Source organism: Mycobacterium colombiense (genome assembly GCF_003284935.1).
Taxonomy (GTDB): Bacteria; Actinomycetota; Actinomycetes; order Mycobacteriales; family Mycobacteriaceae; genus Mycobacterium; species Mycobacterium arosiense_A.
In genome coordinates, this window is sequence record NZ_QMEV01000033.1 from 32,035 (window position 1) to 56,597 (window position 24,563).

Genomic DNA, 24,563 nt, shown 5'->3' on the forward strand with positions numbered 1-24,563 from the left:
GAATCCCTTGCGCGCCAGGGTTATTCGAGCAGCTCGGAGAGTTCCAGCCAGCGACCCTCCGTGGTGGCGACCTCGTCCTCGAGCACGCGCAGCTCCTGGGTGAGCCGGGTGATGCCGACATGGTCGGACTGCTCGTGGGCGGCCAGCTCGTGGTGTTTGTCGGCGATCCGGTCCGCCAGCCGCGCGAGCTGGCGATCGAGGGAGGCCACCTCCTTCTCCGCGGCGCGGCGCTGCGCGCCGGACATGCCCGACGGAGCGGCCGGCGTCGGCTCGGGCGGTTGCGCGGCGGTCCGCTGTTCGGCGAGCCGCAGATACTCGTCGACGCCGCCGGGCAGGTGCCGCAACCGGCCGTCGAGCACCGCGTACTGCTGATCGGTGACCCGCTCCAGCAGGTAGCGGTCGTGCGAGACGACGATCAGCGTGCCCGCCCACGAGTCCAGCAGATCCTCCATGGCGGCCAGCGTGTCGGTGTCGACGTCGTTGGTCGGCTCGTCGAGCAGCAACACGTTGGGCTCGGAGAGCAGCGTGAGCATCAGCTGCAGCCGCCGTCGCTCGCCGCCGGAAAGATCCTCGACGCGGGCCGACAGCTGGCCGCGGGCGAAGCCGAGCCGCTCCAGCAGCTGCGCCGGGGTGGCCTCGCGGCCGTCGACCTGATAGCCGCCCGGCAGCCGGCCCAGCACATCGGCGATCCGGTCGCCGCCGAGCGCGGCCAGCGCGTCGCCCTGCTGGTCGAGCACCGCCAGGCGCACGGTCTTGCCGCGCTTGACGCGGCCCGCGTCCGGCTCGACGGTGCCGTCGATCAACCGCAGCAGGGTCGACTTGCCGGCGCCGTTGGCCCCGACGATGCCGGTGCGCTCACCCGGGGCGATCCGCCACTCGACATCGCGCAGCACCGGGCGCCCGCCGAAGGAGACCGACACGTCGAGCAGATCGACCACGTCCTTGCCCAGCCGCGCGGTGGCCAGCTTGGCCAGTTCGACGGTGTTGCGCAGCGGCGGCACGTCGGCGATCAGCTGGTTGGCCGCCTCGATCCGGAACTTGGGTTTGGAGGTTCGCGCCGGCGCGCCGCGGCGCAGCCACGCCAGCTCCTTGCGCATCAGGTTCTGCCGCTTGGCCTCGGCGACGGCGGCCATCCGGTCGCGCTCGACGCGCTGCAGGACGTAGGCCGCGTAACCGCCGTCGAACGGCTCGACGATGCCGTCGTGCACCTCCCACGTCGTGGTGGCGACCTCGTCGAGAAACCAGCGGTCATGGGTCACCAGCAGCAGGCCGCCGGAGTTGCGCGCCCAGCGTTGCCGCAGATGCCCGGCCAGCCAGGTGATGCCCTCGATGTCGAGATGGTTGGTCGGCTCGTCGAGCGCGATGACGTCCCATTCGCCGATCAGCAACCGGGCCAGCTGCACGCGGCGGCGCTGGCCGCCGGACAGCGTGGAAACCGTTGCCTCCCAGTCGATGTCGGAGACTAGCCCGGCGACCACATCGCGGACCCGCGCGTCGCCGGCCCACTGGTGTTCGGCCGCCTCGCCCACGAGCGTGTGGCCCACGCTGCGGTCGGGATCCAGGGTGTCGGCCTGGCTCAGCGCGCCGACCCGCAACCCGCTGCGCCGGGTGACCCGCCCGGCGTCGGGCGGCTGCTGGCCGGTCAGCAGCCGCAGCAGGCTGGACTTGCCGTCGCCGTTTCGCCCGACGATCCCGATGCGGGCGCCGTCGTTGACCCCGAGCGTGATCGAGTCGAAGACCACCTGAGTCGGATATTCGAGGTGTACGGCCTCGGCCCCAAGTAGGTGCGCCACCGGGCCGACCCTAGCGTCCCGCCGCTAGCCGAGGGTCAGCAGCGCCTGGTCCACCTGGCTTTGCGTTTCCGCCGACGCCTTGCTGGCCACGGCGTCCAGGAAGCGACCGGCGACGTCGCGCAGCTTGAGGTTCGCCTCCTGGGAACGCCACACCAGGATGTCGAAGGCGCGCTCGGCCGAGATGCCGTAGGCGATCATCAGCACGCCCTTGGCCTGCTCGATGCGCGCGCGCGAATCCGCCACCGCCGACAGCACGTTGGTGATGTCGGTCTGCAGGGAGTCGGTGACGTCGACGTAGAACCCGGACGTGCCGGCCAGCTCGCCGGCGGCGTCGACCATCCGATCGCCGGCGACGACGACGCAGCGGGTCCGTCCGGCGGTGTCGACGATGCGGTGCCGGCTGCTGAACGGCTTTCCCTTCATCACCCGGTCCAGCACGTCGGCCACCCGCTCCCGGTCGTCAGGATGCTTGTGTTGCAGCAGCAGTTCCGTGGTGGGCGTGACCTGTCCCGGTTTGTAGCCGTGCATGCGCGCGACCGCATCGGACCACTCCCAGCGCTGGCCGTCGAGATAGAACCAGAACCTGCCGACGCGCTGCGGCTCGCCGAGCCCCAGCACCAGGTCGACCGCACTGAAATCGCGTTCGGGGACGATGTCCGAGACCAGCGCCCCAGGGCGCTCGACAGCCTCGTCGTTGGAGTTCACCGCCATCGTGCGATTCCCCAATCCCTCTTGTGAAAACTTCGACATATCAATTCCCGTTTTTGCGCGTACCCATTCCTGCCCCTACCGGGGCATTTGGCGGCTCTTGCCGGTCAGGCCACCCGGTACCGCTCGGCGTCTTGGCGTTTGAACTCCAGCCCGAAACCCGGGCGGTGTTGATCGGGCCGCAACGCTCCGCCCTCGGGGGACAGGGCGCCCTCGAAAAGCATGTGTTCGATGCGGTGGTGATCGTGGAAGTACTCCAGGTGTCGCAGGTTGGCGATGGTGGTGGCGACGTGGGCGTGCAGGTTGGGAGCGCAGTGCCCCGATACGTCGACGTTGTAGGAGGCGGCCAGGCCCGCGGCGCGCACCCAGTCGGTGATGCCACCGCAGCGGGTGACGTCGATCTGCAGGCAGTCGACCGCGTCGGCGGCGAGCATCCGGTTGAAGTAGGCCAGGTCGTAACCGTATTCGCCGGCGGTGACGTCGGGGCTGACCTGGTCGCGCACCTCGCGCAGTCCGGCCAGATCGTCGGAGGAGACGGGCTCTTCGAACCAGGTGACACCGTGGTCGGCCATGGCGTGGGCCACCCGGATGGCCTGCTTGCGGCGGTAGCCGCCGTTGGCGTCCACATACAGTTCGGTGCCGGGCCCGATCACCTTGCGGGCCAACGCGATTCGATCGAGGTCGCGGCCCACGTCGGAGCCCCACGACTCGCCGATCTTGATCTTCACCCGCGGGATCTTCCACTCGTCGACCCACCGTTCGAGTTGGGCGCGGGTCTGGCGTTCGTCGTAGGTGGTGAAGCCGCCGCTGCCGTAGATCGGCACTTCGGGATGCGCCATGCCGAGTAGCCGGCACACCGGCAGCTCCAGCAGCTTGCCCTTGAGGTCCCACAGCGCGGTGTCGAGCGCCGAGATCGCGCACGACGCCAGCCCGGGCCGCCCGTTGTTGCGCATCGCGATGACCATCGATTGCCACCGGGCCGGGACGTCCACGGCGCTGTGTCCGGTCAGCGCGCCGGCGAGCTTGCCATTGATCAGCGTGGCGCATGCGCCGTCGGCGTAGGTGTAGCCGATGCCGCGCCGGCCGCCGGCCGCCACCTCGGCGAGTACCAGCGTGGTCGACGACCACGACAGGGTGCCGTCGGCTTCCGGGGCGTCGGTGGGGATCTCATAGGCCTGCGCGGTGACTTCCTCGATGGCCGCGTCGATGCGCGCGGTTGTCATCGCGCCCTCCGGCGGCCCGCCCGCGCCGCGAGCCACGCGCCCAGCCCCGCCGCGCCGAGCGCGCCGGTACCGCTGACCACCGGATGCTGGGACGCCCACAGTTGCGGGCTGCGGGAGTGCGACTCGTCGTCGAACTGGCCGTGCGCGCCGTGGTCGGTGCCCGGTTCGGCGTCCAGGGGCTGCCACAGGTTGTGGGGCCGGCCGGGGCCGACGTGTTCGTCGGTCTGCTGGGAGTCGTAGCCGGTGCGGCCGAGGTAGCGGTCCAGCAGCGGCGCGACGAACTTCTGCCCGAGCAGCGTCACCAAGGTGGAATCGCCGACCCAATATTGCTTTCGCCCCGGATGATCGGCCGCGTAGAGGACACCGCGGGCGGCGACCTCGGGCTGGTAGATCGGCGGCACCGGCTGGGGATGGCGGGGCAGCCGGGACAGCACCCAGGAGAATTGCGGGGTGTTGACCGCGGGCATCTGCACCACGGTGATCCGGACCTTCGAGCCCTCGTGGAACAGTTCGCAGCGCACCGATTCGGTGAACCCGTTGATCGCGTGCTTGGCGCCGCAGTAGGCCGACTGCAGGGGGATCGACCGCTGACTGAGCGCCGAACCGACCTGCACGATGGTGCCGCGGTTGCGGGGGCGCATCTTGGCCAGCGCCGCCATGGTGCCGTGGACGTACCCGAGGTAGGACACCTCGGTGACGCGTTTGAACTCCTCGGCGCTGATCTCGCTGAACGGCGCGAACACCGACGTGAACGCGACATTGACCCAGACGTCGATGGGGCCGAACGCGGATTCGGCCTCGTCGGCGGCGGCGACGACGGCCGCGTGGTCGGCCACGTCGGTCGGGATGGCCAGCGCCTTGCCGCCGCCGGCCTCGACATCGCGGGCGGCGCCGTCGAGCCCGGCCGCGCCCCGTGCGAGCAGGACGACATTGGCACCGCGCCGCCCGAACTGCTGCGCGGTGGCGCGGCCGATGCCGGCGCTGGCTCCGGTGATCACCACTGTCTGTGTCATCGCAGAACTGCCTTTCGCTCGCTCGGATTGGTCACTGATGTTGGGCGTCGTCGTCGGTGAGGGTGGCCGTGCATTCGAGCATCAGGGCGTGCGCGAACGCCTGGGGCAGATTGCCGCGCAGCTGGCGCTGCCGCACGTCGTACTCCTCGCAGAACAGCCCCGGCGGGCCGCACGCGGCGCGGTTGCGTTCGAACCAGCGCATGGCGCAATCGCCATGGCCCAGTTGGTCTTCGGCCAGCGCCATCATGAACCCGCAGAGCAAGAACGCTCCCTCGGCGTCGCCGAGCTCGCGCTCGTCGTGCCGGAAGCGGTAGACGAACCCGTCCTCGGTGAGCTCGCGGCGGACGGCGTCCAGGGTGGCCCGGGTGCGGGGATCGTCAGCGGGCACGGCGCCGCGCACCGGCGGCAGCAGCAGCGACGCGTCCACCCCCGTCAGGCGCGGGCTGCGTTGCCAGTAGCCGTGCGGGTGCAGGCTGCTCGACGCGGTGTCGGCCAGTATCGCGTCGGCCAGCGAGGCGCAGGTGGTGACCTCGGGACCGGCGCCGGCCAGCTTGGCGACGGCGCGCAGCCCGGCCACACAGGCCAGCCGGGACTGTGTCCAGTGCTCGTTGTCGATTTCCCACACCCCGGCGTCCGGCTCACGCCAGCGCTTTTCGATCGCCCGGACGGCGGTCTGCACCGCGCGCCATCCGTCGGCATCGAGCCGGTCCGCGGCGCCCGCCTTGGCGAGCAACTGCAGCGCCTCGCCGAAGACGTCGAGCTGGAACTGCTGGTTGACCCAGTTGCCGACCTTGTCGGCCCCGCCCGGATAGCCGGGCAGGTCGAGCGTCTCCTCGCCGGGCACCGGGCCGCCGGTGACGGTGTAGGCGGGCTTGAGGTTGGGGCCGTCGTCGAGCAGCCGGGCGCCGACGAATTCGACCGCCCGGTCCAGCAGTTCGGTGGTGCCGACGGCGGCGGCGGCCATGCCGGCGTACACCTGGTCGCGGATCCAGGCGTAGCGGTAGTCGTAGTTCTGGTTGGTGTGCGCGCGTTCGGGCAGGCTCATGGTCGCGGCGGCCACCATGCCGCCGCCGCTGCTGGTCAGTCCGCGCAGCACCGCGTAGGAGTGGCTGCCGTCGCGGGGGGCGATGGTGCAGCTCAGCCGGGGGACGCTGCGCTGCCAGGCGGCCGCGGTGGCGTCCCAGGCGAGGTCGGGGTCCGGCGGCTCGTCGGGCAGTGCCCGTTCGGACAGCTCCAGCACGAGATCGTGTTGCCCGCCCTCCTCGAGGGTGATCTCACAGGTCAGCAGCTCGCTTTTGTCGTGCGCGGCTTTGATGGTGCGGGCCCGGCAGCCGGCCAGCCACCGCCAGCGCAACGGGCCCGACCGGCCGCTCCACACACCGCCCTCGCAGGACGGCTGGCCAAGGCCGTGCTTGCCGAATCCCGCGCCCGGCGCCAGCAGCACCCGCACCCGCGCCGCCCCGCGGCACACCGTGAGGCGGCGCAGCAGCACCACCCGGTCAGGGTCGCCCGGGAAGGCCAGCGCCTCACGGCATTCCACGGTGCCGTCCCGGGTGATCCAGCGGTTGCGCCAGATCAGGGTGCCGGGCTCGTAATAGCCGCCCCACACGTGCCGGATGTCGACCGGAGTGATCGCGTAAACCCCGCCGCCGCCAATGAGATTGGAGAAGACGGCGTCGGAGTCCCAGTGCGGCGCGCACATCCACGCCATGTCGCCCTGCGGCCCGATCAGCGCGCCGCGCTCGCCGTCGGCGAGCAGCGCGTACTCGCGCAGCACCCGGGGGGCGAAGGTCGTCTCGACGTCGATCGTTCGGTCAGCCACGGGCTCCCGCCTCCGACCTCCGTCCGGCGGTGGTATCGATCTTCCCCCCGGCCAGCCGTTCGGCGAGCCGCGAGGCCAGCGCCATGATGGTCAGCGCCGGGTTCGCCGAGCCCTGCGTGGGACACACCGAGCCGTCGGCCAGAAACAGGTTCGGAACGCCCCACACGCGCTGATCGGAGTCGACGACCGAATTGTGCGGGCTGGTGCCCATCCGGGCGCCGCCGATCAGGTGGGCGAACCGCTCGATGGTGAGCACGTCCTGGGCGTCGGCGGCGTGCAGGATGTCGCCGATCACCTTCGTGGAGTACGCCATGTTGGCCTTGTCGTTGTCGCACAACGTGTAGTCGAAGCGGGCCACCGGGATGCCGTACGGGTCCTTCTCGTCAGCCAGCGTGACACGGTTGTCCGGCAGCGGCAGCAGCTCGTTGAGCACGCCGACGGTCGCCCAGTGGTTGTAGTCGCGCATGTATTCGCGCAGCGCGCGGCCCCAGTGCCCGTCGGCCAGCACGTGTTCGGCCCAGCCGATGGGCATCGGCGACACGGTCTGGATGGCGAAGCCGCGGGCGAAGCCGCGGGATTGGTCGGTCTCGTAGAACTGTTCGGAGGTCACCTCGGGGGGCGGCGCCTTGTACATCCGGACCTCCTCGGACCACCGGCCCGCGGATTGGGTGGCGCCCTGCACCATGACGTAGCGCCCGACCTGATCGTCGTTGTTGCCCAATCCGTTCGGGAACCGGTCGCTGACCGAGTTCAGCAACAGCCGCGGTGTTTCGATCGAATACCCAGCCACGGCAACGACTTTGGCGCGCTGCAACCGCTCCTTGCCGCCGACCTCGTCGTAGTAGACGACGCCGCGGGCGGCGCCGGTCTCGTCGAGTTCGACCCGTGAGGCCATGCAGTTGGCGCGGATCTCCACGGCGTGGGCCAGGGCGTCGGGCAGGTGCGTGACGTACGGGCTGGCCTTTGCGTTGACCTTGCAGCCCTGCAGGCAGTAGCCGCGGTAGATGCAGTGCGGGCGATTGCCGAAGGTGCCGTTGACGATCCCGACGGGCCCCACCCGCATTTCGATGCCGAGCTTGAGCGCGCCCCGCCATATCTTGGCGGCGGCGCCCGAAATCGGATGCGGGGCAAAGGGGTAGCGATGCGGGTCGCCCCACGGCCAGTTCTGGCCGGCCACCGGGAGTTCGAGCTCGACGCGCTCGTAGTGGCTGCGGATGTCCTCGTAGCGGATCGGCCAGTCCGCCCCGACCCCGTCCCGCGTGTAGGTCTCGAAGTCACTGGGGTGGAACCGTGGGGTGTATCCAGCGTAGTGCACCATCGAGCCACCCACGCCGCGCCCGGAGTTGTTCTTGCCCAACTCGATTGGGTCGTCACCGCCGATGATGCGTTTCTGTGTCCAGTACAGCGCATGCGATCCGGCCTCGTCGGACACCCAGTCCTCGTCGGGATGCCAGAACGGGCCGGCTTCGAGGATCACTACCCGCCAGCCCTCGCGGGCCAGCCGCTGCGCCAGCACCGAGCCGCCGGCTCCGGCGCCGACGACCACCAGATCGACCTCGTCGTCATCGGCGTAGCGCCGCATCGTCTTTTCGCCGGGCAGATCGCGGGTGTGCACGTCGAGCAGGAACCGCGAATCATTGTCCTTCGGTTCGACCGCTCCCTTGAACAGACCCCGCAAGAAGTCGCCCATCACAACTCCCCGTTGTTCACGATTTGCACCGGGTCTTCGTCGGTGGCGCCGGGAGTCTCGTATGGTTCGCGCGCGGCGGCCGGTCCGGTGGCGCCGCCCAGGCGCATGAACCCGCGCGGGTAGGCCGGGCCGCCGAACCCGATCTCGTTCCACGCCCATGGGTGAGAGTAGAAGCCCGACAACGTCATTCGCATGCACACCGACCACGCCCGCTTGACGTTCAGGCTCTCCCACGCCCCGCCCTGTAAGTCGCCGTGCGAGAACTTGTCGACGATCGCTTCGCGGGTGGTGATGTCGGCGTCGGCAAAGGAGATTCCGCCGTAGTGGGCAGCCGCCGTCTCGTCGAGCCCGCGCAGCACCAGGCGCCAGGTGTCGCGGTCGTCGGGCATGTCGGCGTACTGGTAGCCGTCGAGGCGCCCGTCGGCGAGCTTGGAGTCCACCGACTCCGCGGCCGGCACCCGCGGCTCGACGTCCTGCGCCAGCACCGTGTCGCAGAACGCTCGCAGGCACGGCTCCTCTTCGGGGGTGAAAAACCGTAGCGGCCCGGGCGGTTCCAGCCGAGCCAGCACGACCTTGCGGGTGGCCTCGTCCCACTTGTCGGCGGTCTCGAGCACGTCGTAATCGGGGTAGCGCCCGATCATCTGCGGCGTGGTGCCGCGGCGTTGCTTGGGCAGCCAGGACGGGTGCGGCGGCTTGCCGTCGGGGCGCAGGTGGGGCAGGTGGTCGGGGCGTGAGGTGTTGGCCATCTCGGAAAATCCCAGCGCCCTAGTCCCGGAACCGTTCGCGGCGCAGGATCGACGCCAATAGCCCCATCCCGCCGACCATGCACATCAGCCCCGGCGCCGCGATCGGCGGCCCCATGGGCACGTTGTAGGAGGCGTTCTTCCACCCGCCCGGTTTGCGGGCAACCCCGCGCGCGTGCAGGTATTCGCCCATCAGCCCGTTGGCCGTGTAGATGCCCGCGGTGATGGGCAGCCAGAGCTTGGCCCAGCGCCGGGAGAACACCCCGCCAATCCCGGCGACGACCACCGGCGGGGTCACCACGATCGGGCTCCACATCCATTTGTTGCCGAAGCTGGCTTTGTAGTGCTCGAAGTAGATTTCGGCGGTCGTGACCAACGCAGCTATGGCCGTCAGACCGGACAGCGAGCGTTCGAAACGGCCGTGCGCGACGTCGTACAGCGCTCGCCCGGCCAAATGTTGGACCTCGCCGAGTCCGTCGCCGGCGGTGCGGCCCTTGTGCCGTCCGCCGTTGCCCAGCAACAACATTTGTCTCCCTTTCTCGCGCGCGTTTGCCTGGGCCGGCGATTACCGGTCCGGGCTGGTTTCGTTGGTGAAGCGATCGGCGGTCTGTCGCTCGCCGAGCAATTCCGTCGTCGTATCCAAAAGCGACCTCGCCTTCGGGCTGGAAGGAAACACGGTCCGGCGGGCTCCGGCCCCGCACTGTCGGTGCAGTAACGGTCGCCAAAGCCGCCCAGAAAACTGGAAAGCGCCCAGCTGTGTCTTTCAACCGAGGAGGTCCCGACGACGCGTCGCGACCGAAGCGCATTCGCTGTGTACCCTGCGCCACGCTGCGCAAACGGGTTCGCAGCCGGTTCTCAGCGTGCCTTCAGGAGCGCAGGTCGCGGTGACGAATCCGTCGGCTTCGCCGACGGTCGGCGGATCACGATGCGCTGGAATCCAATTCGCGCATGCGTCTGAGCACGAGTCGCGCCATCCCTGTCGAAAGGGTCGGTGACAGCCGGTCCAGGTACCACAGCGCCTTCCACCAGGCCGGCACGATGACGATCGCGTGGTTACGCAACACGGCGCGAAGGACACGCTCGGCGAATTTGTCCGGCGCCATCGGCCGCGTCGGCTCCCAGGATTTGAGGATGTCCCCTTCGCTGGCGCGCATATTCGTCATCCGGCCGTAGACGCCGCCGGTGAGGATCGGAGTGCGGATGGCGCCCGGACACAGCACCGACACCTTGACGTTGTGGCGTTCGGCCTCCAGCCGCAGCGCCCTCGACAGCGCCACCACGGCGTGCTTGGAGGCGGTGTAGCTGACGGTGCCGGGGCCCGCCAGCAATCCCGCCATCGACGCCGTGTTCACGATGTGGCCCGACCGCTGCTGGATCATGATCGGGTAAACCGCCTGGATGCCGTGCACGACACCGTGCAGGTTCACGTCCAGCACGTCGTTCCAGTCCTCGAGGCTGTAGGAGTCGACCTCACCGCCGACGCCGATGCCGGCGTTGTTGAACAGGTAGTCGATCCGCCCGGATGTCCGCACGGCCTCGGCGACGGCGGCCTCGAACGCGGGGTAGTCGCGGACGTCGAGTTCGACCGCGTGGGCCTTTCCGGCCTTTTTGTCACCGGTGCCGAGGCGCTGCGCCAGCCGCCGGGCCGCCTCGAGTTGGCGATCGGCGAGCCAGACCTCCGCGCCGCCGTCGACCAACTTGGTGGCCAGCGCGGCGCCGATGCCCGAGGCACCGCCGGTGATGAACGCGACCTTGCCCGAAACGCTCGACGCCATGGGGGAAGGATAGGCGCCGTCTGTGCAGCTAGGGCCGTTCTTCGGGCGCTGTCGCGACTATTGTCGGTGACGGGTGACATTATCGAACGTATGTTCGAAGAGGTGATCGCCAGCTTCGATGAGCTGTTTGAACGGCACCATCCGTCGGCAACGCCGGCGTCGGCGGCGCTGTTGGAGCGGATCGGTGTGTTTGCCCGCGTGGAGAACCGCGCCGCGGCCGAGCAGCTGACAGCGATCGGGGAGTTGTTTGCCTACCGGCTCTCGCGTTGTTCCGAGTGCGAGGACTGGGCAGTCGATACCGAGGCGGCCGTCAGCGCGGAAGTGGCCGCGCAGCTGCGCATCAGTCAGGGGCTGGCCGCAAGCCGCGTGCGATATGCCCGGGCGATGCGCGAGCGGCTTCCGAAGGTGGGCGAGGTCTTCAAAGCCGGGGATATCAACTACCGGATGTTTCAAACCATCGTGTTCCGGACCGATTTGATCACCGATCCCGACGTGCTCGCGCAGGTCGATGGACAAGTGGCGGCCAACGTGGCGCGCTGGCCGTCGATGACCCAGGGGCGGCTCGGGGCGCAGGTCGACAAGGTGGTGGCCCGCGTCGACGCCGATGCTGTCCGGCGACGGCTGCAACGCCAGTCCGACCGCGCCATTTGGATCGGCGAGGTGTACGAGGGAGTGGCCGAGCTCAGCGGCAGCCTGCTGGGGCCCGACGCGCACGCCCTCGACCAGCGGTTGGACGCGTTGGCGGGCACGGTGTGTGAGCACGACCCGCGCAGCCGCGACCAGCGTCGCGCCGACGCGCTCGGCGCGCTGGCCGCCGGGGCGGATCGGCTGGGGTGCCGCTGCGGGCGCGCCGAGTGCGCGGCCGGCAAGCGGCCCGCACCGGGCCCGGTGGTGATCCACGTGATCGCCGAGCGGCCGGCGCTGGAGCGGATGGGTGCCGCGCCGGCGTCGGAGCTGGGCGCCGACGGGCTCATCCCTCCCGACCTGATCACCGAGCTGGCCGCGTCCGCGAGGTTGGTGCCGCTGATCCACCCCGGCGACGCCGCCCCCGAGCGCGGTTACGTGCCCTCGAAGGCGCTGGCCGATTTCGTGCGGTGCCGCGACCTGACCTGCCGCTGGCCCGGCTGCGATCGCCCAGCCACGGACTGCGACCTCGACCACACGATTCCGTACGCCGCCGGCGGCGCCACGCACGCGTCCAACCTCAAATGCCTGTGCCGCACCCTTCGGCGGCAACATGGCCGACGACATCATGGAAGCGCGGTCGCTGGTGCCGGTGAGCGAGTGGCGGCTGTTGCCTCGGCCGGGACGCCTCACGCCGTGGCAACGGAAAACCATCGCGGGCTGCCCATGGTGCGACACCCTCGGCCTGGTCGACGGCGAGGACGGCGAGCCGGTGTTCTGCGACCACCGGGCGGCGGACGCGGCTGTGGTACGCATCTGCCAGCAGTGACCTGGCAGTAATTCACTCCTGCCCCACCTGTCACAAATTCCCGGCCATTCCCACGGCGTGTCGCACACCGGCGGAGCGCTCGATCCCCCATGATGATTGCGGTTTCTCAGGATTTTCGGAGACACGGCGCGCCTGCACGGCCAATGTCCGCCCGGTCCGATATCTTTGCCGTAATGGAAGCAAGGCCCCAGACCCGCGCCTGGGAGGCTTTGGGTCCTGAGGCTTTGCAACCTACGTGGTGGTAGACCGTCAAAGTATCAGGTGAAGCTGTGCCAGTCGCGCCGACTGGCCAGATTCGGCACCCAGCCACTCTCCTTGCTGCCGTTGCGGGCTGCGCATTTCGCGGGCGCAGTCCAGAACGAACGCGAGGAGAGGAGGTGATCACCATTACTGCTTCTACTGGTCAACTTTGTCCCGCGAGCGGGGTCTGGCAGTCCTTGGACTACCCCAGCACCACCGCTCCGATCGCGAAGGGTAACCGCATGCCGCCCCACAACGGCAAGTCGGTTACCTGGCAGCTGATTCAGTACGCCTAACGGCGTCAACCGAGGGGCGGCACCAGCGCGGGATGGTGTCGTCCTTCTCGTTCTCCATACGACAGCAGGTTACGGGTCACCACCGACATCAGATTGGAGGCCGACGTGCCAAGGACCCCCACCGGACGCGGAAGGTAGCCATGTCCAAGGAAAGTCGCGCGCGACAAGCAGCGCGTGAGCAGAAGCGGGCGCAGAAGAAGCGAGCGCGCCGCGTCCAGCGTGATCAGCGCCGCTCCGAAGTCAGAATGACGGTGGTCAATTCCAGCGCGGACGTCGAGAACGCGATGTCGTTGGTGCACGAAGTGCAGATCTGCAATTCCGCGCTGCTCTACGGCGACGAGGTCACTCTCGTCAGTCCCCGGGCGGCGCTGCTGAAGAACGCTCAAGACGTAACGGAAGCTAGCGGCATCGAACTGCTTCGAATCTTCAAAAACGTTGCGCCGAAGTTCTTTCCAGATGTCAGCGAACAACTTCGCTCGACCCTCGACGTCATTGACAGTCTGCCGCCGCGATCACAACTTCCGCGGCACCTTCGCGACGAATTCGACTCGCAGGTCCGTTTTCTGGAAGAGGGATTGCGGCCAATTCGAAAGACGATGCAGGACAATGTCACTCAGATGTTTGGTGAATCGGGGTATGACCAACTTCAGGAAGCCATCGATCTCGGGATCCTGACCGTGGACGACGTCGCAGGAGCTGTGGTCGACGACATCAGCGAAGACGACGCGATGGTACTCGGATTCACGGCCAAAATTGACGAGGTCCTCAGTGACGGCGGCCGCTATCCGCTATTTGATGCCAACGCCAGCAACATTGTTCGCTTAGGCGTAGAGGCGGGCTTCTTCTCACCAGTCCCCATGGCTCGGCAGCTGGGCGCTGACGCCGCGATGGCCGATGGGTTGTTCGACCGGCTGCCCAACTTTCAATATGCCAAGCCACGGGAGATCATCGACATCAGAACTGAGCTGAGTAGCTCGCTTTCCGCATTCCGACAGGGTGTCCGTAGTCTGACCGACGGGATCGAATTACCGCCTGAGGACCCAAATTTCGGCAATGAGATCGCCGACGCGTGGAACCAGAAGGTGGCCCCCGCGCTCGATGAAATCGAGGCAACGATTGCTGAAAACCGGAGTATGTCGGACCTGATGCGGCGAACCGTGAAGGATTCCATCGGCGGTGCAGCTATCGGGGGCGCGGTGACGCTCCCGGCAACACTGGCTGTAGCGGCTGGACCCGTAGGCGGTTATATCACCGCCGCTGGAGTTGCTGTCGGGTATGGCGTCGGAACTGCACGCGCCTTGATCGATGAACACCAGGAGATCCGCAGCGCCAAGAAGGCCCAGTTTTACTTCCTGTTCGGGACCAACGAACGACTGCAACCGCCGCGACAATAGGCGGCGTAGTGAAACCCCAGACTGGGGCAGCATGGGAGCGCCAATGCCGACCGGGCCGCCTACCACCCGAGAGGGGGCTGACCGCCCAGGGTCGGCGTGGGGGTGTGCCAACGAGGACCGGCGCCTGGTCAGTAACCCGGTCCCCGCTGGCTGGTCCGGCCGCTCGATTGACGCGACGTTCCGCCTCGCCGTTCACCGGACGGTTGAGCGGAGCGGGTGGTGGCGTCGTCCCAGGAGCAACCGAACCACCCGCTCCACGTTCTGTTACGGCGTGCTGTCGACGTCCACCACGACCACGCGGCTCGGCTTGGCCACTACTGCTCCGAACCGGAACGTGATGCGCAGTGCCACGCTGTCCCGGTTGAACAGGTAGTCGGTGGAGGTGGCCACCAGCACCTGTCCGTAGGCGGACAGCACCGCACGCTTGTCGAGCACGATGAGCTGGTTACCCGGTACGTCGCGGTCGACGGTCACCGGCACGCCCAGCAGCTGGCGCTGCGGCTTGGCCTGGGCCTCGTTGCCCAGCAGCGACTGCGCGCTGGTGTCGGTCATCTTGAGCTTGGACAGCCGTGCCCACGCCAGCGGGTTGGCGAGGATGTGGCTCGCTGCACCGCCATCCGCTTCCACGATGGCCAGCGCGTCCACCAGCGCGTCCTGGGACTGGCGTGAACAGCAGCTGGCCGATGGCACGCTGATCCTGGTCTCACCGGCCGGACAGACCTACGTCACCACCCCGGGCAGCGCACTGCTGTTCCCCTCCCTGTGCGCACCCACCGGCGACCTGCCACCACCCACGGCGGCCGACACGGACTACTGCACCGAACGCGCCGCGATGATGCCCCGACGCCGCCGCACCCGGGCCCAAGACCGCGCCCAGTGCGTGGCCGCCGAACGACGGCACAACCGCGACGCCCGGCTGGCCCGGGCGGCGCCGTCGGCCGGCCACGCCTGGCCCACCACCCACGGGTTCGACGAGGATCCGCCACCGTTCTAACCGGAACCACCGCCCTTCTAGCTGCCCTGATGTGCCATGATGTCCAAGCTGTCAAGACTCAGGGAGCAGCAGTGGATCTCAATTTTTCGATGGTCACACGACCGGTCGAGCGGCTGATCGCAACCGCGCAGAACGGGCTGGAGGTCTTGCGACTGGGGGGCTTGGAAACCGGTAGTGTGCCGTCGCCGTCGCAGATCGTCGAGAGCGTGCCGATGTACAAGCTGCGGCGGTACTTCCCGCCGGACAGCCGGCGCGGCCAGTCGCCCGCCGGGCCGCCGGTGCTGATGGTGCACCCGATGATGATGTCGGCGGACATGTGGGACGTCACGCGCGAGGAAGGCGCGGTCGGCATCCTGCACGCCCAGGGCATCGACCCCTGGGTCATCGACTTCGGTGAGCCCGACAAGGTCGAAGGCGGCATGCGGCGCACCCTGGCCGACCACATCGTCGCGCTGGGCCAAGCCATCGACACCGTCAAGGATGTGACCGGCAGCGACGTGCACCTGGTCGGCTACTCCCAGGGCGGCATGTGGTGCTACCAGGTCGCCGCCTACCGGCGGTCGAAGGCCCTCGCCAGCATCGTCACCTTCGGATCGCCGGTGGACACGCTCGCCGCGTTGCCCATGGGCATCCCGGCGAATTTCGCCGCGCCCGCCGCCAATTTCATGGCCGACCACGTCTTCAGCCGGCTGGCGATCCCGAGCTGGATGGCGCGCACCGGCTTCCAGATGCTCGACCCGCTCAAGACCGCGAAGGCGCGGGTGGACTTCGTGCGCCAGCTGCACGACCGCGAGGCGCTACTGCCGCGCGAGCAGCAGCGCCGATTCCTCGAGCGCGAAGGCTGGATCGCGTGGTCGGGCCCGGCGATCTCGGAGCTGCTCAAACAGTTCATCGCCCACAACCGGATGATGACCGGCGGCTTCGCCGTCAACGGTCAGATGGTGACGCTCACCGACATCACGTGTCCCGTGCTGGCCTTCGTCGGCGAGGTCGACGACATCGGCCAGCCCGCCTCGGTGCGTGGGATCCGGCGGGCGGCCCCGAACGCCGAAGTCTACGAATACACCATTCGCACAGGACATTTCGGCTTGGTCGTGGGATCCAAAGCGGCGCAACAGAGTTGGCCGACGGTCGCCGAATGGGTGAAGTGGTTGTCCACCGGCGGCGACAAACCCAGCAGCATCGACCTGATGGCCGACCAGCCCGCGGAGCACACCGACAGCGGGGTGGCGATCAGCTCCCGGATCGCGCACGGCCTCGGGGAGGCCTCCGAGGCGGCGCTGGGCATCGCGCGCGGCGCGGCCAACACCGTCGTCGCCGCCAACAAGTCCGTGCGCACGCTGGCCGTCGAGACGGCCCGGACCCTGCCGCGCCTGGTCCGGTTGGGCCAGATCAACGACCACACCCGAATTTCGTTGGGCCGCATCATTGAAGAACAGGCCCATGATGCCCCGCAGGGCGAATTCCTCCTGTTCGACGGCCGCGTGCACACCTACGAGGCGGTGAACCGGCGCGTCAACAATGTCGTTCGCGGCCTGATCGACGTCGGGGTGCGCCAGGGTGACCGGGTCGGGGTGTTGATGGAGACCCGGCCCAGCGCGCTGGTGGCCATCGCCGCGTTGTCGCGGCTCGGCGCCATCGCGGTGGTGATGCGTCCCGACGCCGACCTGGCCGCCTCGGTGCGGCTTGGGGGAGTGACCGAGCTGCTGACCGACCCCACCAACCTCGACGCGGTGCTGCGTTCCGACCGCCAAGGGTTGCGCCAGGTGCTGGTGCTCGGTGGCGGCGAGTCGCGGGACCTGCACCTGCCCGAGGACTCCGACGTCATCGACATGGAACAGATCGACCCGGACGCCGTCGACCTGCCGGGCTGGTATCGCCCGAACCCGGGACTGGCCCGCGATCTGGCGTTCATCGCGTTCACCGCGGCCGGCGGCGAGCTGGTGGCCAGGCAGATCACCAACTACCGCTGGGCGGTGTCGGCCTTCGGTACCGCCTCGACGGCCGCCCTGGACCGCCGCGACACCGTCTACTGCCTGACGCCGCTGCACCACGAGTCGGCGCTGCTGGTCAGCCTGGGCGGCGCGGTGGTCGGCGGCACCCGCATCGCGCTGTCGCGCGGGCTGGACCGGACCCGATTCGTCCAGGAGGTGCGCCAGTACGGCGTCACGGTGGTGTCCTACACCTGGGCCATGCTCCGCGAGATCGTCGACGACCCGGCGTTCGTGCTGCAGGGCAATCACCCGGTGCGGCTGTTCATCGGTTCGGGCATGCCCACCGGACTGTGGGGGCGCGTCGTGGAGGCGTTCGCGCCGGCCCACGTCGTCGAGTTCTTCGCCACCACGGACGGGCAGGCGGTGCTGGCCAACGTGTCCGGCGCCAAGGTCGGCAGCAAGGGCCGGCCGCTGCCGGGCGCCGGGCGCATCGAGCTGGGCGCCTACGACGCCGAGCACGACCTGATCCTGGAGAACGAACGCGGTTTCGTGCAGATCGCCGCGCCCAAGGAGGTCGGGGTCCTGCTCGCGGCCTCCAACGGCCCGATCGATCCGAGCGCCTCGGTCAAGCGCGGCGTCTTCGCCGCCGGCGACACGTGGATATCGACCGAGTACCTGTTCTATCGCGACGACGACGGCGACTACTGGCTGGCGGGCCGGCGCGGCTCGGTCGTGCGCACCGCGCGCGGCCTGGTCTATGCCGAGCCGGTCACCGACGCGCTGGGGTGCATCAACGGTGTCGACCTCGCGGTCACCTATAACCTGCCGGTGGGCGACCACGAGGTGGCGGCCTCGGCGCTGACGCTGTTGCCGGGCGCCTCGATCACCGCGGCCGACCTGACCGAGGCCTTCGCCAACCTGCCCATCGGCCTGGGACCCGACCTCGTGTGCGTGGTGTCGGAGATGAACCTGAGCGCGACGTTCCGGCCGACCGTCAGCGCCCTGCGGGCCGCCGGGATCCCGAAGGCCGGGCGCCACGTCTGGTATTTCGATGCCGAGACCGACCAGTACCGCCGCCTGACTCCCGGTGTTCGTGCCGAGCTGATTGGGGCGCAGTCGTGATCGACGACGCCCTGCTGAACATCCTGGTATGCCCCCAGGACCGGGGCCCGCTGGTGCTCGTGGGGTCCGAACTGCTCTACAACCCCAGGCTGCGGCGGGCCTACCGCATCGAGGACGGCATCCCGGTGTTGCTGATCGACGAGGCCCGCGACGTCGGCGACGACGAGCACGCTCGCCTCATGGCACAAGGCCGTCCGGCAGATCCCCGGTGAGGTAGCGCTGCAGATTCGGCGCGATGGTCCGGGCGACCTGCTCGGGCGGCAGCGACGCGAACGGCTCCAATTGCAGGATGTAGCGCGCCATCACGACGCCCACCAGCTGTGAGGCCACGAATTGGATGCGGATGGTTCCGCTGCCCAGGGGATTGTCGACGCGGGTGCCGACTTCGACGGCGATCACGTCCTCGATGAACGTGCGAAACAGGTTGGTTTCCGACCCGGCGAGCATCGACCGCAGCGTGGCGATGAACGCCGCACCGATCTCGGAGTCCCACAGCGGCAACAACATCGACGGCAGCCGGTAGCCCAGCTCGTCGACGGGGACCTCGCGCAACGGACCGATGACCTCCATCGGGTCGATCGGGATGTGCACGGCCGCGGCGAACAGCTGCTCCTTGGTGCCGAAGTAGTGGTGCACCAGCGCCGAGTCCACCCCCGCCGCCGCGGCCACCGCGCGTATGGAGGTGTTACGAATTCCCTTGCTGGCGAACAGCTCCCGCGCGCTAGCCAGGATGCGATCACGGCTGTCGGAGACCCCGGCCGGCCGCCCCCGACGCCGGCGCCCAGCGCTGGTGGCCGTCACCAGGACAGACCCGCCATTCGCCCTCCATGACGACGCGCCACTAGGGCGTCCGTCGCCGCAGCGTGGCCGCGGCCAGGCACAGCGCCGCCAGGGCGAAGCCCAGCACCACGACGATGTCGCGCACCGCGATGAACGTCAGGTCCGGGTGCGCACCCACCTGCTGCAAGGCCTCCAGCGCGTAGCTGGCCGGCAGCACATTGCTGATCCATTGCAGCCAGTGTGGCATCAAAGCGCGCGGCACGATGATGCCGGCCAGCAACAGCTGCGGCACCATCACCAGGGGAATGAACTGCACCGCCTGAAACTCGGTGCGGGCGAACGCACTACAGAGCAGGCCCAGGCCGACGCCCAGCACCGCGTTGACGATCGCGATGACGAACACCCACGCCGGGCTGCCCGCGGTGTCGAAACCCAGCAGCCAGAACGACACGATGCACGCCAGAATCGCTTGCGCCGCAGCGGCGATGGAGAAGGCGGTGCCGTAGGCGATGAGCAGATCCAGGCGCCGCAGCGGCGTGGTCAGAATGCGCTCCAGCGTCCCGGACGCCCGTTCGCGCTGCATGGTGATCGCCGTGATGATGAACATCACGAACAAGGGGAACAGGCCCAGCAGGATCAGGCAGGCGTTGTTGAACGGGGTCGGCCCGCCCGGGCGGTGCGGGGCGTTCTGAAACATGAAGTACATCAGGCTGATCACCAGGACCGGCACCAAGAGGATCATCGCGACGCTGCGGTGATCGGCGGCCAGCTGCCGCAGGATTCGCGCGGTGGTCGCGGTGTAGCCGCGCAGGGTCAGCCCGCTTCGCGCATGGTGCTGCGCTTGATGATGGACAGAAACGCGTCCTCCAGTGACGTGCATCCGGTGCCCTCTCGCAGTTGGGTTGGGGTGGTGTGGGCGACCAGCCGGCCGTCACGCATGAGCAGCAGGTCGCCGCAGTGGTCGGCCTCGTCCATCACGTGGCTGGAGACCAGCAGGGTGGTCCCGGCGCGGGCCAGGTCGGTGAACTGCTCCCAGAGGTCGGCGCGCAGCACCGGGTCCAGCCCGACCGTGGGCTCGTCGAGCACCAGCAGGTCGGGCTGGCAGACCAGCGCGCAGGCCAGTGACACCCGGGTGCGCTGACCGCCGGACAGGTTGCCGCACAAGGCGGTTCGGTGATCGGTCAGCCCCACGCGGTCGATGGCGGCGTCGGCGGCCTGGCCGTCGAACCCGTACAGCGCGGCGAAATAGCGCACGTTGTCCACGACCCGCAGGTCGTGGTAGATCGTCGGGTCTTGCGGCAGGTAGCCCACCCGGTGGCGCAGTTCGGCGCTGCCGGCGGCCTTGCCGAGCACGGTGACGGTGCCCTTGGTGAGGATCTGGGTGCCGACGATGCAGCGGATCAGTGTGGTCTTGCCGCAGCCCGACGGTCCGAGCAGCCCGGTGATGCTGCCCTTGGCGATCTGCACGGAGAAGTCGTGCAGGGCCGGGCGTTTGCCGCGCACGACGCGCAGGTGATCGATGCGCACCGCCGGCTCCGCGGGCCCGGCAATTAATTCATCACAGGATGAACTCATCATGCGATGAATAATCGTCCCGTCGCGCGGGGTTGTCAAGGTCGACTTGGGGCGGTCAATCACCACGCGATGACCGTCGACAGCGCGGGGGAACCGCCGCGCGTCGGAAGAGGGGGTGAGCGGTCCCGACCGCTCGCTAGTTGAAGCGCTCGCCGGTCGCGGGGCGGCGCTGCGGCAGGTGCCCGTGCACGCCTTCGGCGTAGGCGGTTTCGGCGTGCTGGGTGAGGTCGACGCCGGTGGTCTCGTCCTCGGCGCTGACCCGGAATCCGATCAGCCGGTCGATCACCTTGCCCAACACGAACGTCATCGCGAACGCGTAGACGGCGACGACCGCGATCGCCAGCGTCTGCTTGCCCAGCTGGCCGAAGCCGCCCCCATAGAACAGGCCCTGCGGGCCCGTCGTCATGACCGCCGTGGCGAACAAGCCGATCAACGACACACCGACCACCCCGCCGACGAAGTGCACGCCCACCACGTCGAGCGAATCGTCATAGTTGAAGCGCAATTTCGCGCCCACCGCGAACGCGCACACGACGCCCGCCGCCAGCCCGACGACCGTCGCGCCCAGCGTGTTGACGGTCCCGCAGGACGGGGTGATGGCGACCAGGCCGGCGACCACACCCGATGCCGCACCGAACGTGGTGGGGCGGCCGTCGCGGATCTGTTCGACCGAGAGCCAGCCGAGCATGCCCAGGCACCCGGCCACCAGCGTGTTGAGGAAGATGGCCGCGGCAGTTCCGTTGGCCGCCAGGGCGGAACCGGCGTTGAACCCGAACCAGCCGAACCACAGCAGCCCGACGCCGACAAACAGCAGCGGCAGATTGTGCGGCCGCATGGCGTCCTTCTTGAAACCGATGCGCGGCCCGAGCACCAGCGCCAGCGCCAGCGCGGAGGAACCGGAGACGATCTCGACGACGAGCCCGCCCGCGTAGTCGAGCACCCCGAGCTTGGCCAGCCACCCGCCGGGACCCCATACCCAGTGCGCCACAATCGAATACACCGCGATCGTCCACACCGGGACGAAGATCATCCAGGCGGCGAACTTCGCGCGGTCGGCGATCGCGCCGCTCACCAGGGCGGCCGTGATGATCGCGAAGGTCAACTGGAACGTGGCATAGAGCAGTTCGGGAACGGTGCCGTGCACGGTGTCGGGGGTGATGCCGAGCATGCCGAAATGCCTGAGGTTGCCGGCGAGCCCGCCGGCCCCATCCTCGGAGAACGCGATGGTGTAGCCCACCAGCAACCACGCCACCGTCACCAGCGGTATGGAGATGAAGCTCATCATGATCATGTTGAGCACCCCGGTGGTGCGGACCATGCCGCCGTAGAAGATCGCCAGGCCCGGGGTCATCAGCAGGACCAGCGCGGTGCTGGCCAGCAACCAGGCCGTGGCGGCGGGATCGATCGCATGCATCAGGTGGGCTCCTTCTCGCGGCCCTGGGGTCACGGGACACCGGGATACTGCCATGTTCGGCAGGCCGGTAGGTTCGTTGGGTTAAGAAAAGAGGATTCAGGATCTGATGTGGTCGAGGCTCGAGGACGATTTCGCGAAGGCACGGCTGCCCAGCTGTTAGTCGACCCGGTCGAGGCCGCGCGCCGGTTACTGGGCGCCACCCTGACCGCGCGGGGCGTGAGCGGGATCGTCGTCGAGGTCGAGGCCTACGGGGGAGTTCCCGACGGCCCGTGGCCCGATGCGGCCGCCCACTCGTACAAGGGGCTGCGGGCCCGCAACTTCGTGATGTTCGGGCCCCCCGGGCGGCTCTACACCTACCGCAGCCACGGGATCCACGTCTGCGCCAACGTCTCCTGCGGGCCCGACGGCACCGCCGCCGCGGTCCTGTTGCGCGCGGCCGCCATCGAGGACGGCACCGAGGTCGCGCGCGCCCGCCGCGGCGAACTGGTGCACACCGCGGCCCTGGCGCGCGGCCCGGGCAATCTGTGCGCGGCCATGGGAATCACCATGGAGGACAACGGTATTGACCTGTTCGCGCGCGACAGCCCGGTGACCCTGGAACTGCACGAACCGCTGACCGCGACGGCCGGCCCGCGGGTCGGCGTCAGCCAGGCCGCCGACCGGCCGTGGCGCTTGTGGCTGCCCGGCCGCCCCGAGGTCTCGGCGTACCGTCGCAGTCCCCGCGCGGCGGCGCCGGGCGCCAGCGACTAGCCGAACCGATCGGGGGTGGAAGGATCGTGGACATGGGCGAGAAGATCATCGACGAGCTGGGCTGGCGCGGCCTGATCGCGCAGTCCACCGATCTCGATGCGCTGGCCACCGAAGCGCAGCGCGGGCCGATGACGGTGTATGCCGGCTTCGACCCCACCGCGCCGAGTCTGCACGCCGGGCACTTGGTGCCCCTGCTGGCGCTGCGCCGCTTCCAGCGCGCCGGCCATCGCCCGATCGTGCTCGCCGGCGGGGCCACCGGCATGATCGGCGACCCGCGGGACATCGGCGAGCGCACCCTGAACGAGGCCGACACCGTCGCCGAATGGACCGAGCGGATCGGCGGACAGCTGCGACGCTTCGTCGACTTCTCGGATTCGCCGGACTCACCCACCGGCGCGATCGTCGTCAACAACCTGGACTGGACGCGCCCCCTGTCGGCGATCGAGTTCTTGCGCGACGTCGGCAAGCACTTCTCGGTCAACGTCATGCTGGACCGCGACACCGTCCGGCGGCGTCTCGAGGGCGACGGCATCTCCTACACCGAGTTCAGCTACATGCTGCTGCAGGCCAACGACTACGTCGAACTGCACCGGCGCTACGGCTGCACGCTGCAGATCGGCGGCTCGGACCAGTGGGGCAACATCATCGCCGGCGTCCGGCTGGTCCGCCAGCAGCTCGGCGCCTCGGTCCACGCGCTGACGGTGCCGCTGGTGACGGCCGCGGACGGCACCAAGTTCGGCAAATCCACCGGCGGCGGCAGCCTGTGGCTGGACCCGGCGCTGACCACGCCGTACGCCTGGTACCAGTACTTCTTCAATACCGCCGACGCCGACGTCATCCGATACCTGCGCTGGTTCACCTTCCTGACCGCCGACGAGCTCGGCGAGCTGGAACAGGCGACCGCCGAGCGCCCCCAGCAGCGCGCCGCCCAGCGGCGGCTGGCGCGCGAACTGACCGTGCTGGTGCACGGCGAAACGGCCACCGAGGCCGTCGAGCACGCCAGCCGGGCGCTGTTCGGGCAGGGCGAACTGGACCGGCTGGACGAGCCCACGCTGGCGGCGGCGCTGCGCGAGACCTCGGTCGCCGAACTCAAACCCGGTGGCCCCGACGGGATCGTCGACCTGCTGGTCGCCACCGGCCTGTCCGAGAGCCGCAAGGCCGCCCGCCGCACGCTCGGCGAGGGCGGCGTCTCGGTCAACAACGTGCGCATCGACAGCGAGGAATGGGCGCCGCAACCATCGGACTTCCTGCACGGCAAATGGCTGGTGCTGCGCCGCGGCAAGCGCACGGTCGCCGGGGTCGAAAAGCTCTAACCGGGCCAGGCGCCGGCGGGCGCCGCGAAACGCGTGCGTGCACAGATCTTTACCTCACCGTGTCGTCGACGTGACCGTGGGCGACCACTGTTGTCACGGTGATTTTCGCGACGCGCGTGCGGTCCACCGTCCTGCCGACGCTGGGGGTGGTCACCGGCCTGGTGGGGCTCGCCGCGATCCTGTCGGCGCCGATCCGCGCGGACATGCTGGGCAACGCCTTCCTGTCGGCGCTGACCAACGCCGGGATCGCCTACAGCCAGCCGACCAGCACCATGGCGATGGGGCAGTCGGTGTGCCCGATGCTGTTCGAGCCCGGCGGGTCGTTCGACGAGGTGACGTCCAAGATGGCCGAGGGCAACGGGATGTCGTACGAGATGGCGGGCCGGTTCACCATCGTCGCGATCGCGACCTACTGTCCGGCGGTGATCGCACCGCTGCTGGGTAACCGGCTGCAAAGTTAGCCGTGGTGCTGCCCGTATTCTCGGCAGCGTGGTCGACGACAGGCAACGGCAGCGCGGTGAACGCCGCGGG

The 24,563-nt window shown here is 69.0% G+C and carries 22 protein-coding genes; 8 read left to right on the forward strand and 14 right to left on the reverse strand.

Annotated features, from left to right (window positions below; all coding sequences use genetic code 11):
- Positions 1-20 precede the first annotated feature (20 nt).
- From DQP57_RS15585 to DQP57_RS15625, 9 genes are all read right to left on the reverse strand, one after another.
- Positions 21-1,793, reverse strand: coding sequence for an ABC-F family ATP-binding cassette domain-containing protein (locus tag DQP57_RS15585; protein WP_112633804.1), 1,773 nt, complete (start codon positions 1,791-1,793; stop codon positions 21-23).
- A 24-nt stretch (positions 1,794-1,817) separates the two neighbouring features.
- Entirely contained in the window at positions 1,818-2,504 is a 687-nt protein-coding gene (locus tag DQP57_RS15590; protein WP_112633805.1) for a PAS and ANTAR domain-containing protein, read from the reverse strand.
- 104 nt (positions 2,505-2,608) lie between these two features.
- On the reverse strand, positions 2,609-3,724 hold the full coding sequence (locus DQP57_RS15595) for an enolase C-terminal domain-like protein (RefSeq protein WP_112633824.1): 1,116 nt from the start codon (positions 3,722-3,724) through the stop codon (positions 2,609-2,611).
- Positions 3,721-4,737, reverse strand: a complete 1,017-nt coding sequence (locus tag DQP57_RS15600; protein ID WP_112633806.1) for an SDR family oxidoreductase — start codon at positions 4,735-4,737, stop codon at positions 3,721-3,723. Before DQP57_RS15600 ends, DQP57_RS15595 begins: the two co-directional genes overlap by 4 nt.
- Before the next feature lie 31 nt (positions 4,738-4,768).
- Complete coding sequence (locus DQP57_RS15605) at positions 4,769-6,559, reverse strand: glycoside hydrolase family 15 protein (RefSeq protein WP_112633807.1); 1,791 nt, start codon at positions 6,557-6,559, stop codon at positions 4,769-4,771.
- Positions 6,552-8,249 carry a GMC family oxidoreductase gene (locus DQP57_RS15610; RefSeq protein ID WP_112633808.1) on the reverse strand — a complete coding sequence of 566 codons (1,698 nt, stop codon included), beginning with the start codon at positions 8,247-8,249 and terminating at the stop codon, positions 6,552-6,554. The genes DQP57_RS15605 and DQP57_RS15610 overlap by 8 nt, the downstream gene beginning before the upstream one ends.
- Positions 8,249-8,995, reverse strand: a complete 747-nt coding sequence (locus DQP57_RS15615; protein WP_112633809.1) for a gluconate 2-dehydrogenase subunit 3 family protein — start codon at positions 8,993-8,995, stop codon at positions 8,249-8,251. The genes DQP57_RS15610 and DQP57_RS15615 overlap by 1 nt, the downstream gene beginning before the upstream one ends.
- Positions 8,996-9,014: 19 nt before the next feature.
- Positions 9,015-9,518 carry a hypothetical protein gene (locus DQP57_RS15620; RefSeq protein WP_112633810.1) on the reverse strand — a complete coding sequence of 168 codons (504 nt, stop codon included), beginning with the start codon at positions 9,516-9,518 and terminating at the stop codon, positions 9,015-9,017.
- Between the two features lie 394 nt (positions 9,519-9,912).
- The gene (locus DQP57_RS15625) at positions 9,913-10,767 is read right to left on the reverse strand and encodes an SDR family NAD(P)-dependent oxidoreductase (protein ID WP_112633811.1); all 855 of its coding nucleotides are present in this window, start codon (positions 10,765-10,767) and stop codon (positions 9,913-9,915) included.
- 90 nt (positions 10,768-10,857) lie between these two features.
- Between DQP57_RS15625 and DQP57_RS15630 the strand changes: the two genes are divergently transcribed.
- Together DQP57_RS15630 and DQP57_RS15635 are read left to right on the forward strand one after the other, a co-directional pair.
- Positions 10,858-12,231: an HNH endonuclease signature motif containing protein gene (locus tag DQP57_RS15630; RefSeq protein ID WP_112633812.1), complete on the forward strand. Its 1,374-nt coding sequence runs from the start codon at positions 10,858-10,860 to the stop codon at positions 12,229-12,231.
- 665 nt (positions 12,232-12,896) lie between these two features.
- Complete coding sequence (locus DQP57_RS15635) at positions 12,897-14,150, forward strand: hypothetical protein (protein WP_133259247.1); 1,254 nt, start codon at positions 12,897-12,899, stop codon at positions 14,148-14,150.
- A 264-nt stretch (positions 14,151-14,414) separates the two neighbouring features.
- Here DQP57_RS15635 and DQP57_RS15640 read toward each other — a convergent pair whose 3' ends face one another.
- Entirely contained in the window at positions 14,415-14,795 is a 381-nt protein-coding gene (locus tag DQP57_RS15640; RefSeq protein ID WP_165821821.1) for a phage major capsid protein, read from the reverse strand.
- Here DQP57_RS15640 and DQP57_RS15645 point away from each other — a divergent pair.
- The 3 genes from DQP57_RS15645 to DQP57_RS15655 are packed head-to-tail and all read left to right on the forward strand — an operon-like array spanning position 14,779 to position 18,412.
- Positions 14,779-15,144, forward strand: coding sequence for a hypothetical protein (locus tag DQP57_RS15645; RefSeq protein WP_112633825.1), 366 nt, complete (start codon positions 14,779-14,781; stop codon positions 15,142-15,144). The two genes, DQP57_RS15640 and DQP57_RS15645, sit on opposite strands and share 17 nt — an antisense overlap.
- 29 nt (positions 15,145-15,173) lie before the next feature.
- Positions 15,174-18,200 carry an acyl-CoA synthetase gene (locus DQP57_RS15650; RefSeq protein WP_112633815.1) on the forward strand — a complete coding sequence of 1,009 codons (3,027 nt, stop codon included), beginning with the start codon at positions 15,174-15,176 and terminating at the stop codon, positions 18,198-18,200.
- Positions 18,197-18,412, forward strand: a complete 216-nt coding sequence (locus DQP57_RS15655; RefSeq protein ID WP_112633816.1) for a Trm112 family protein — start codon at positions 18,197-18,199, stop codon at positions 18,410-18,412. Before DQP57_RS15650 ends, DQP57_RS15655 begins: the two co-directional genes overlap by 4 nt.
- On the opposite strand, the gene DQP57_RS15660 is transcribed toward DQP57_RS15655, so the two are convergent.
- From DQP57_RS15660 to DQP57_RS15675, 4 genes are all read right to left on the reverse strand, one after another.
- A complete protein-coding gene (locus DQP57_RS15660) occupies positions 18,378-19,001 on the reverse strand; it encodes a TetR family transcriptional regulator (RefSeq protein ID WP_112633817.1) in 624 nt (207 codons plus the stop codon). The genes DQP57_RS15655 and DQP57_RS15660 overlap by 35 nt on opposite strands.
- Before the next feature lie 40 nt (positions 19,002-19,041).
- Positions 19,042-19,860, reverse strand: coding sequence for an ABC transporter permease (locus tag DQP57_RS15665; RefSeq protein ID WP_112633818.1), 819 nt, complete (start codon positions 19,858-19,860; stop codon positions 19,042-19,044).
- A complete protein-coding gene (locus DQP57_RS15670; RefSeq protein WP_112633826.1) occupies positions 19,794-20,558 on the reverse strand; it encodes an ABC transporter ATP-binding protein in 765 nt (254 codons plus the stop codon). Before DQP57_RS15670 ends, DQP57_RS15665 begins: the two co-directional genes overlap by 67 nt.
- Before the next feature lie 133 nt (positions 20,559-20,691).
- Positions 20,692-21,969, reverse strand: a complete 1,278-nt coding sequence (locus DQP57_RS15675) for an ammonium transporter (RefSeq protein WP_112633819.1) — start codon at positions 21,967-21,969, stop codon at positions 20,692-20,694.
- A gap of 108 nt (positions 21,970-22,077) precedes the next feature.
- On the opposite strand from DQP57_RS15675, the gene DQP57_RS15680 reads away from it, so the two are divergent.
- From DQP57_RS15680 to DQP57_RS15690, 3 genes are all read left to right on the forward strand, one after another.
- Positions 22,078-22,719 (forward strand): DNA-3-methyladenine glycosylase, encoded by a 642-nt coding sequence (locus tag DQP57_RS15680; protein ID WP_112633820.1) that lies wholly within the window; start codon positions 22,078-22,080, stop codon positions 22,717-22,719.
- 32 nt (positions 22,720-22,751) lie between these two features.
- On the forward strand, positions 22,752-24,032 hold the full coding sequence (gene tyrS / locus DQP57_RS15685) for a tyrosine--tRNA ligase (RefSeq protein ID WP_112633821.1): 1,281 nt from the start codon (positions 22,752-22,754) through the stop codon (positions 24,030-24,032).
- Positions 24,033-24,130: 98 nt separating this feature from the next.
- On the forward strand, positions 24,131-24,493 hold the full coding sequence (locus tag DQP57_RS15690) for a DUF732 domain-containing protein (RefSeq protein WP_165821822.1): 363 nt from the start codon (positions 24,131-24,133) through the stop codon (positions 24,491-24,493).
- The last annotated feature ends 70 nt before the right edge of the window (positions 24,494-24,563 follow it).

Excerpts from the sequence above, each read along its gene's own strand:
- DQP57_RS15630 (WP_112633812.1), top strand. The coding sequence starts at position 10,858 with ATGTTCGAAGAGGTGATCGCCAGCTTCGATGAGCTGTTTGAACGGCAC.
- DQP57_RS15595 (WP_112633824.1), bottom strand. The coding sequence starts at position 3,724 with ATGACAACCGCGCGCATCGACGCGGCCATCGAGGAAGTCACCGCGCAG.
- DQP57_RS15665 (WP_112633818.1), bottom strand. The coding sequence starts at position 19,860 with ATGCACGTCACTGGAGGACGCGTTTCTGTCCATCATCAAGCGCAGCAC.
- DQP57_RS15650 (WP_112633815.1), top strand. The coding sequence starts at position 15,174 with ATGTGCCATGATGTCCAAGCTGTCAAGACTCAGGGAGCAGCAGTGGAT.
- DQP57_RS15620 (WP_112633810.1), bottom strand. The coding sequence starts at position 9,518 with ATGTTGTTGCTGGGCAACGGCGGACGGCACAAGGGCCGCACCGCCGGC.
- DQP57_RS15590 (WP_112633805.1), bottom strand. The coding sequence starts at position 2,504 with ATGGCGGTGAACTCCAACGACGAGGCTGTCGAGCGCCCTGGGGCGCTG.
- DQP57_RS15635 (WP_133259247.1), top strand. The coding sequence starts at position 12,897 with ATGTCCAAGGAAAGTCGCGCGCGACAAGCAGCGCGTGAGCAGAAGCGG.
- DQP57_RS15615 (WP_112633809.1), bottom strand. The coding sequence starts at position 8,995 with ATGGCCAACACCTCACGCCCCGACCACCTGCCCCACCTGCGCCCCGAC.
- DQP57_RS15600 (WP_112633806.1), bottom strand. The coding sequence starts at position 4,737 with ATGACACAGACAGTGGTGATCACCGGAGCCAGCGCCGGCATCGGCCGC.
- DQP57_RS15670 (WP_112633826.1), bottom strand. The coding sequence starts at position 20,558 with ATGATGAGTTCATCCTGTGATGAATTAATTGCCGGGCCCGCGGAGCCG.
- DQP57_RS15625 (WP_112633811.1), bottom strand. The coding sequence starts at position 10,767 with ATGGCGTCGAGCGTTTCGGGCAAGGTCGCGTTCATCACCGGCGGTGCC.
- DQP57_RS15645 (WP_112633825.1), top strand. The coding sequence starts at position 14,779 with ATGGCCAGCGCGTCCACCAGCGCGTCCTGGGACTGGCGTGAACAGCAG.
- tyrS (WP_112633821.1), top strand. The coding sequence starts at position 22,752 with ATGGGCGAGAAGATCATCGACGAGCTGGGCTGGCGCGGCCTGATCGCG.
- DQP57_RS15675 (WP_112633819.1), bottom strand. The coding sequence starts at position 21,969 with ATGCATGCGATCGATCCCGCCGCCACGGCCTGGTTGCTGGCCAGCACC.
- DQP57_RS15610 (WP_112633808.1), bottom strand. The coding sequence starts at position 8,249 with ATGGGCGACTTCTTGCGGGGTCTGTTCAAGGGAGCGGTCGAACCGAAG.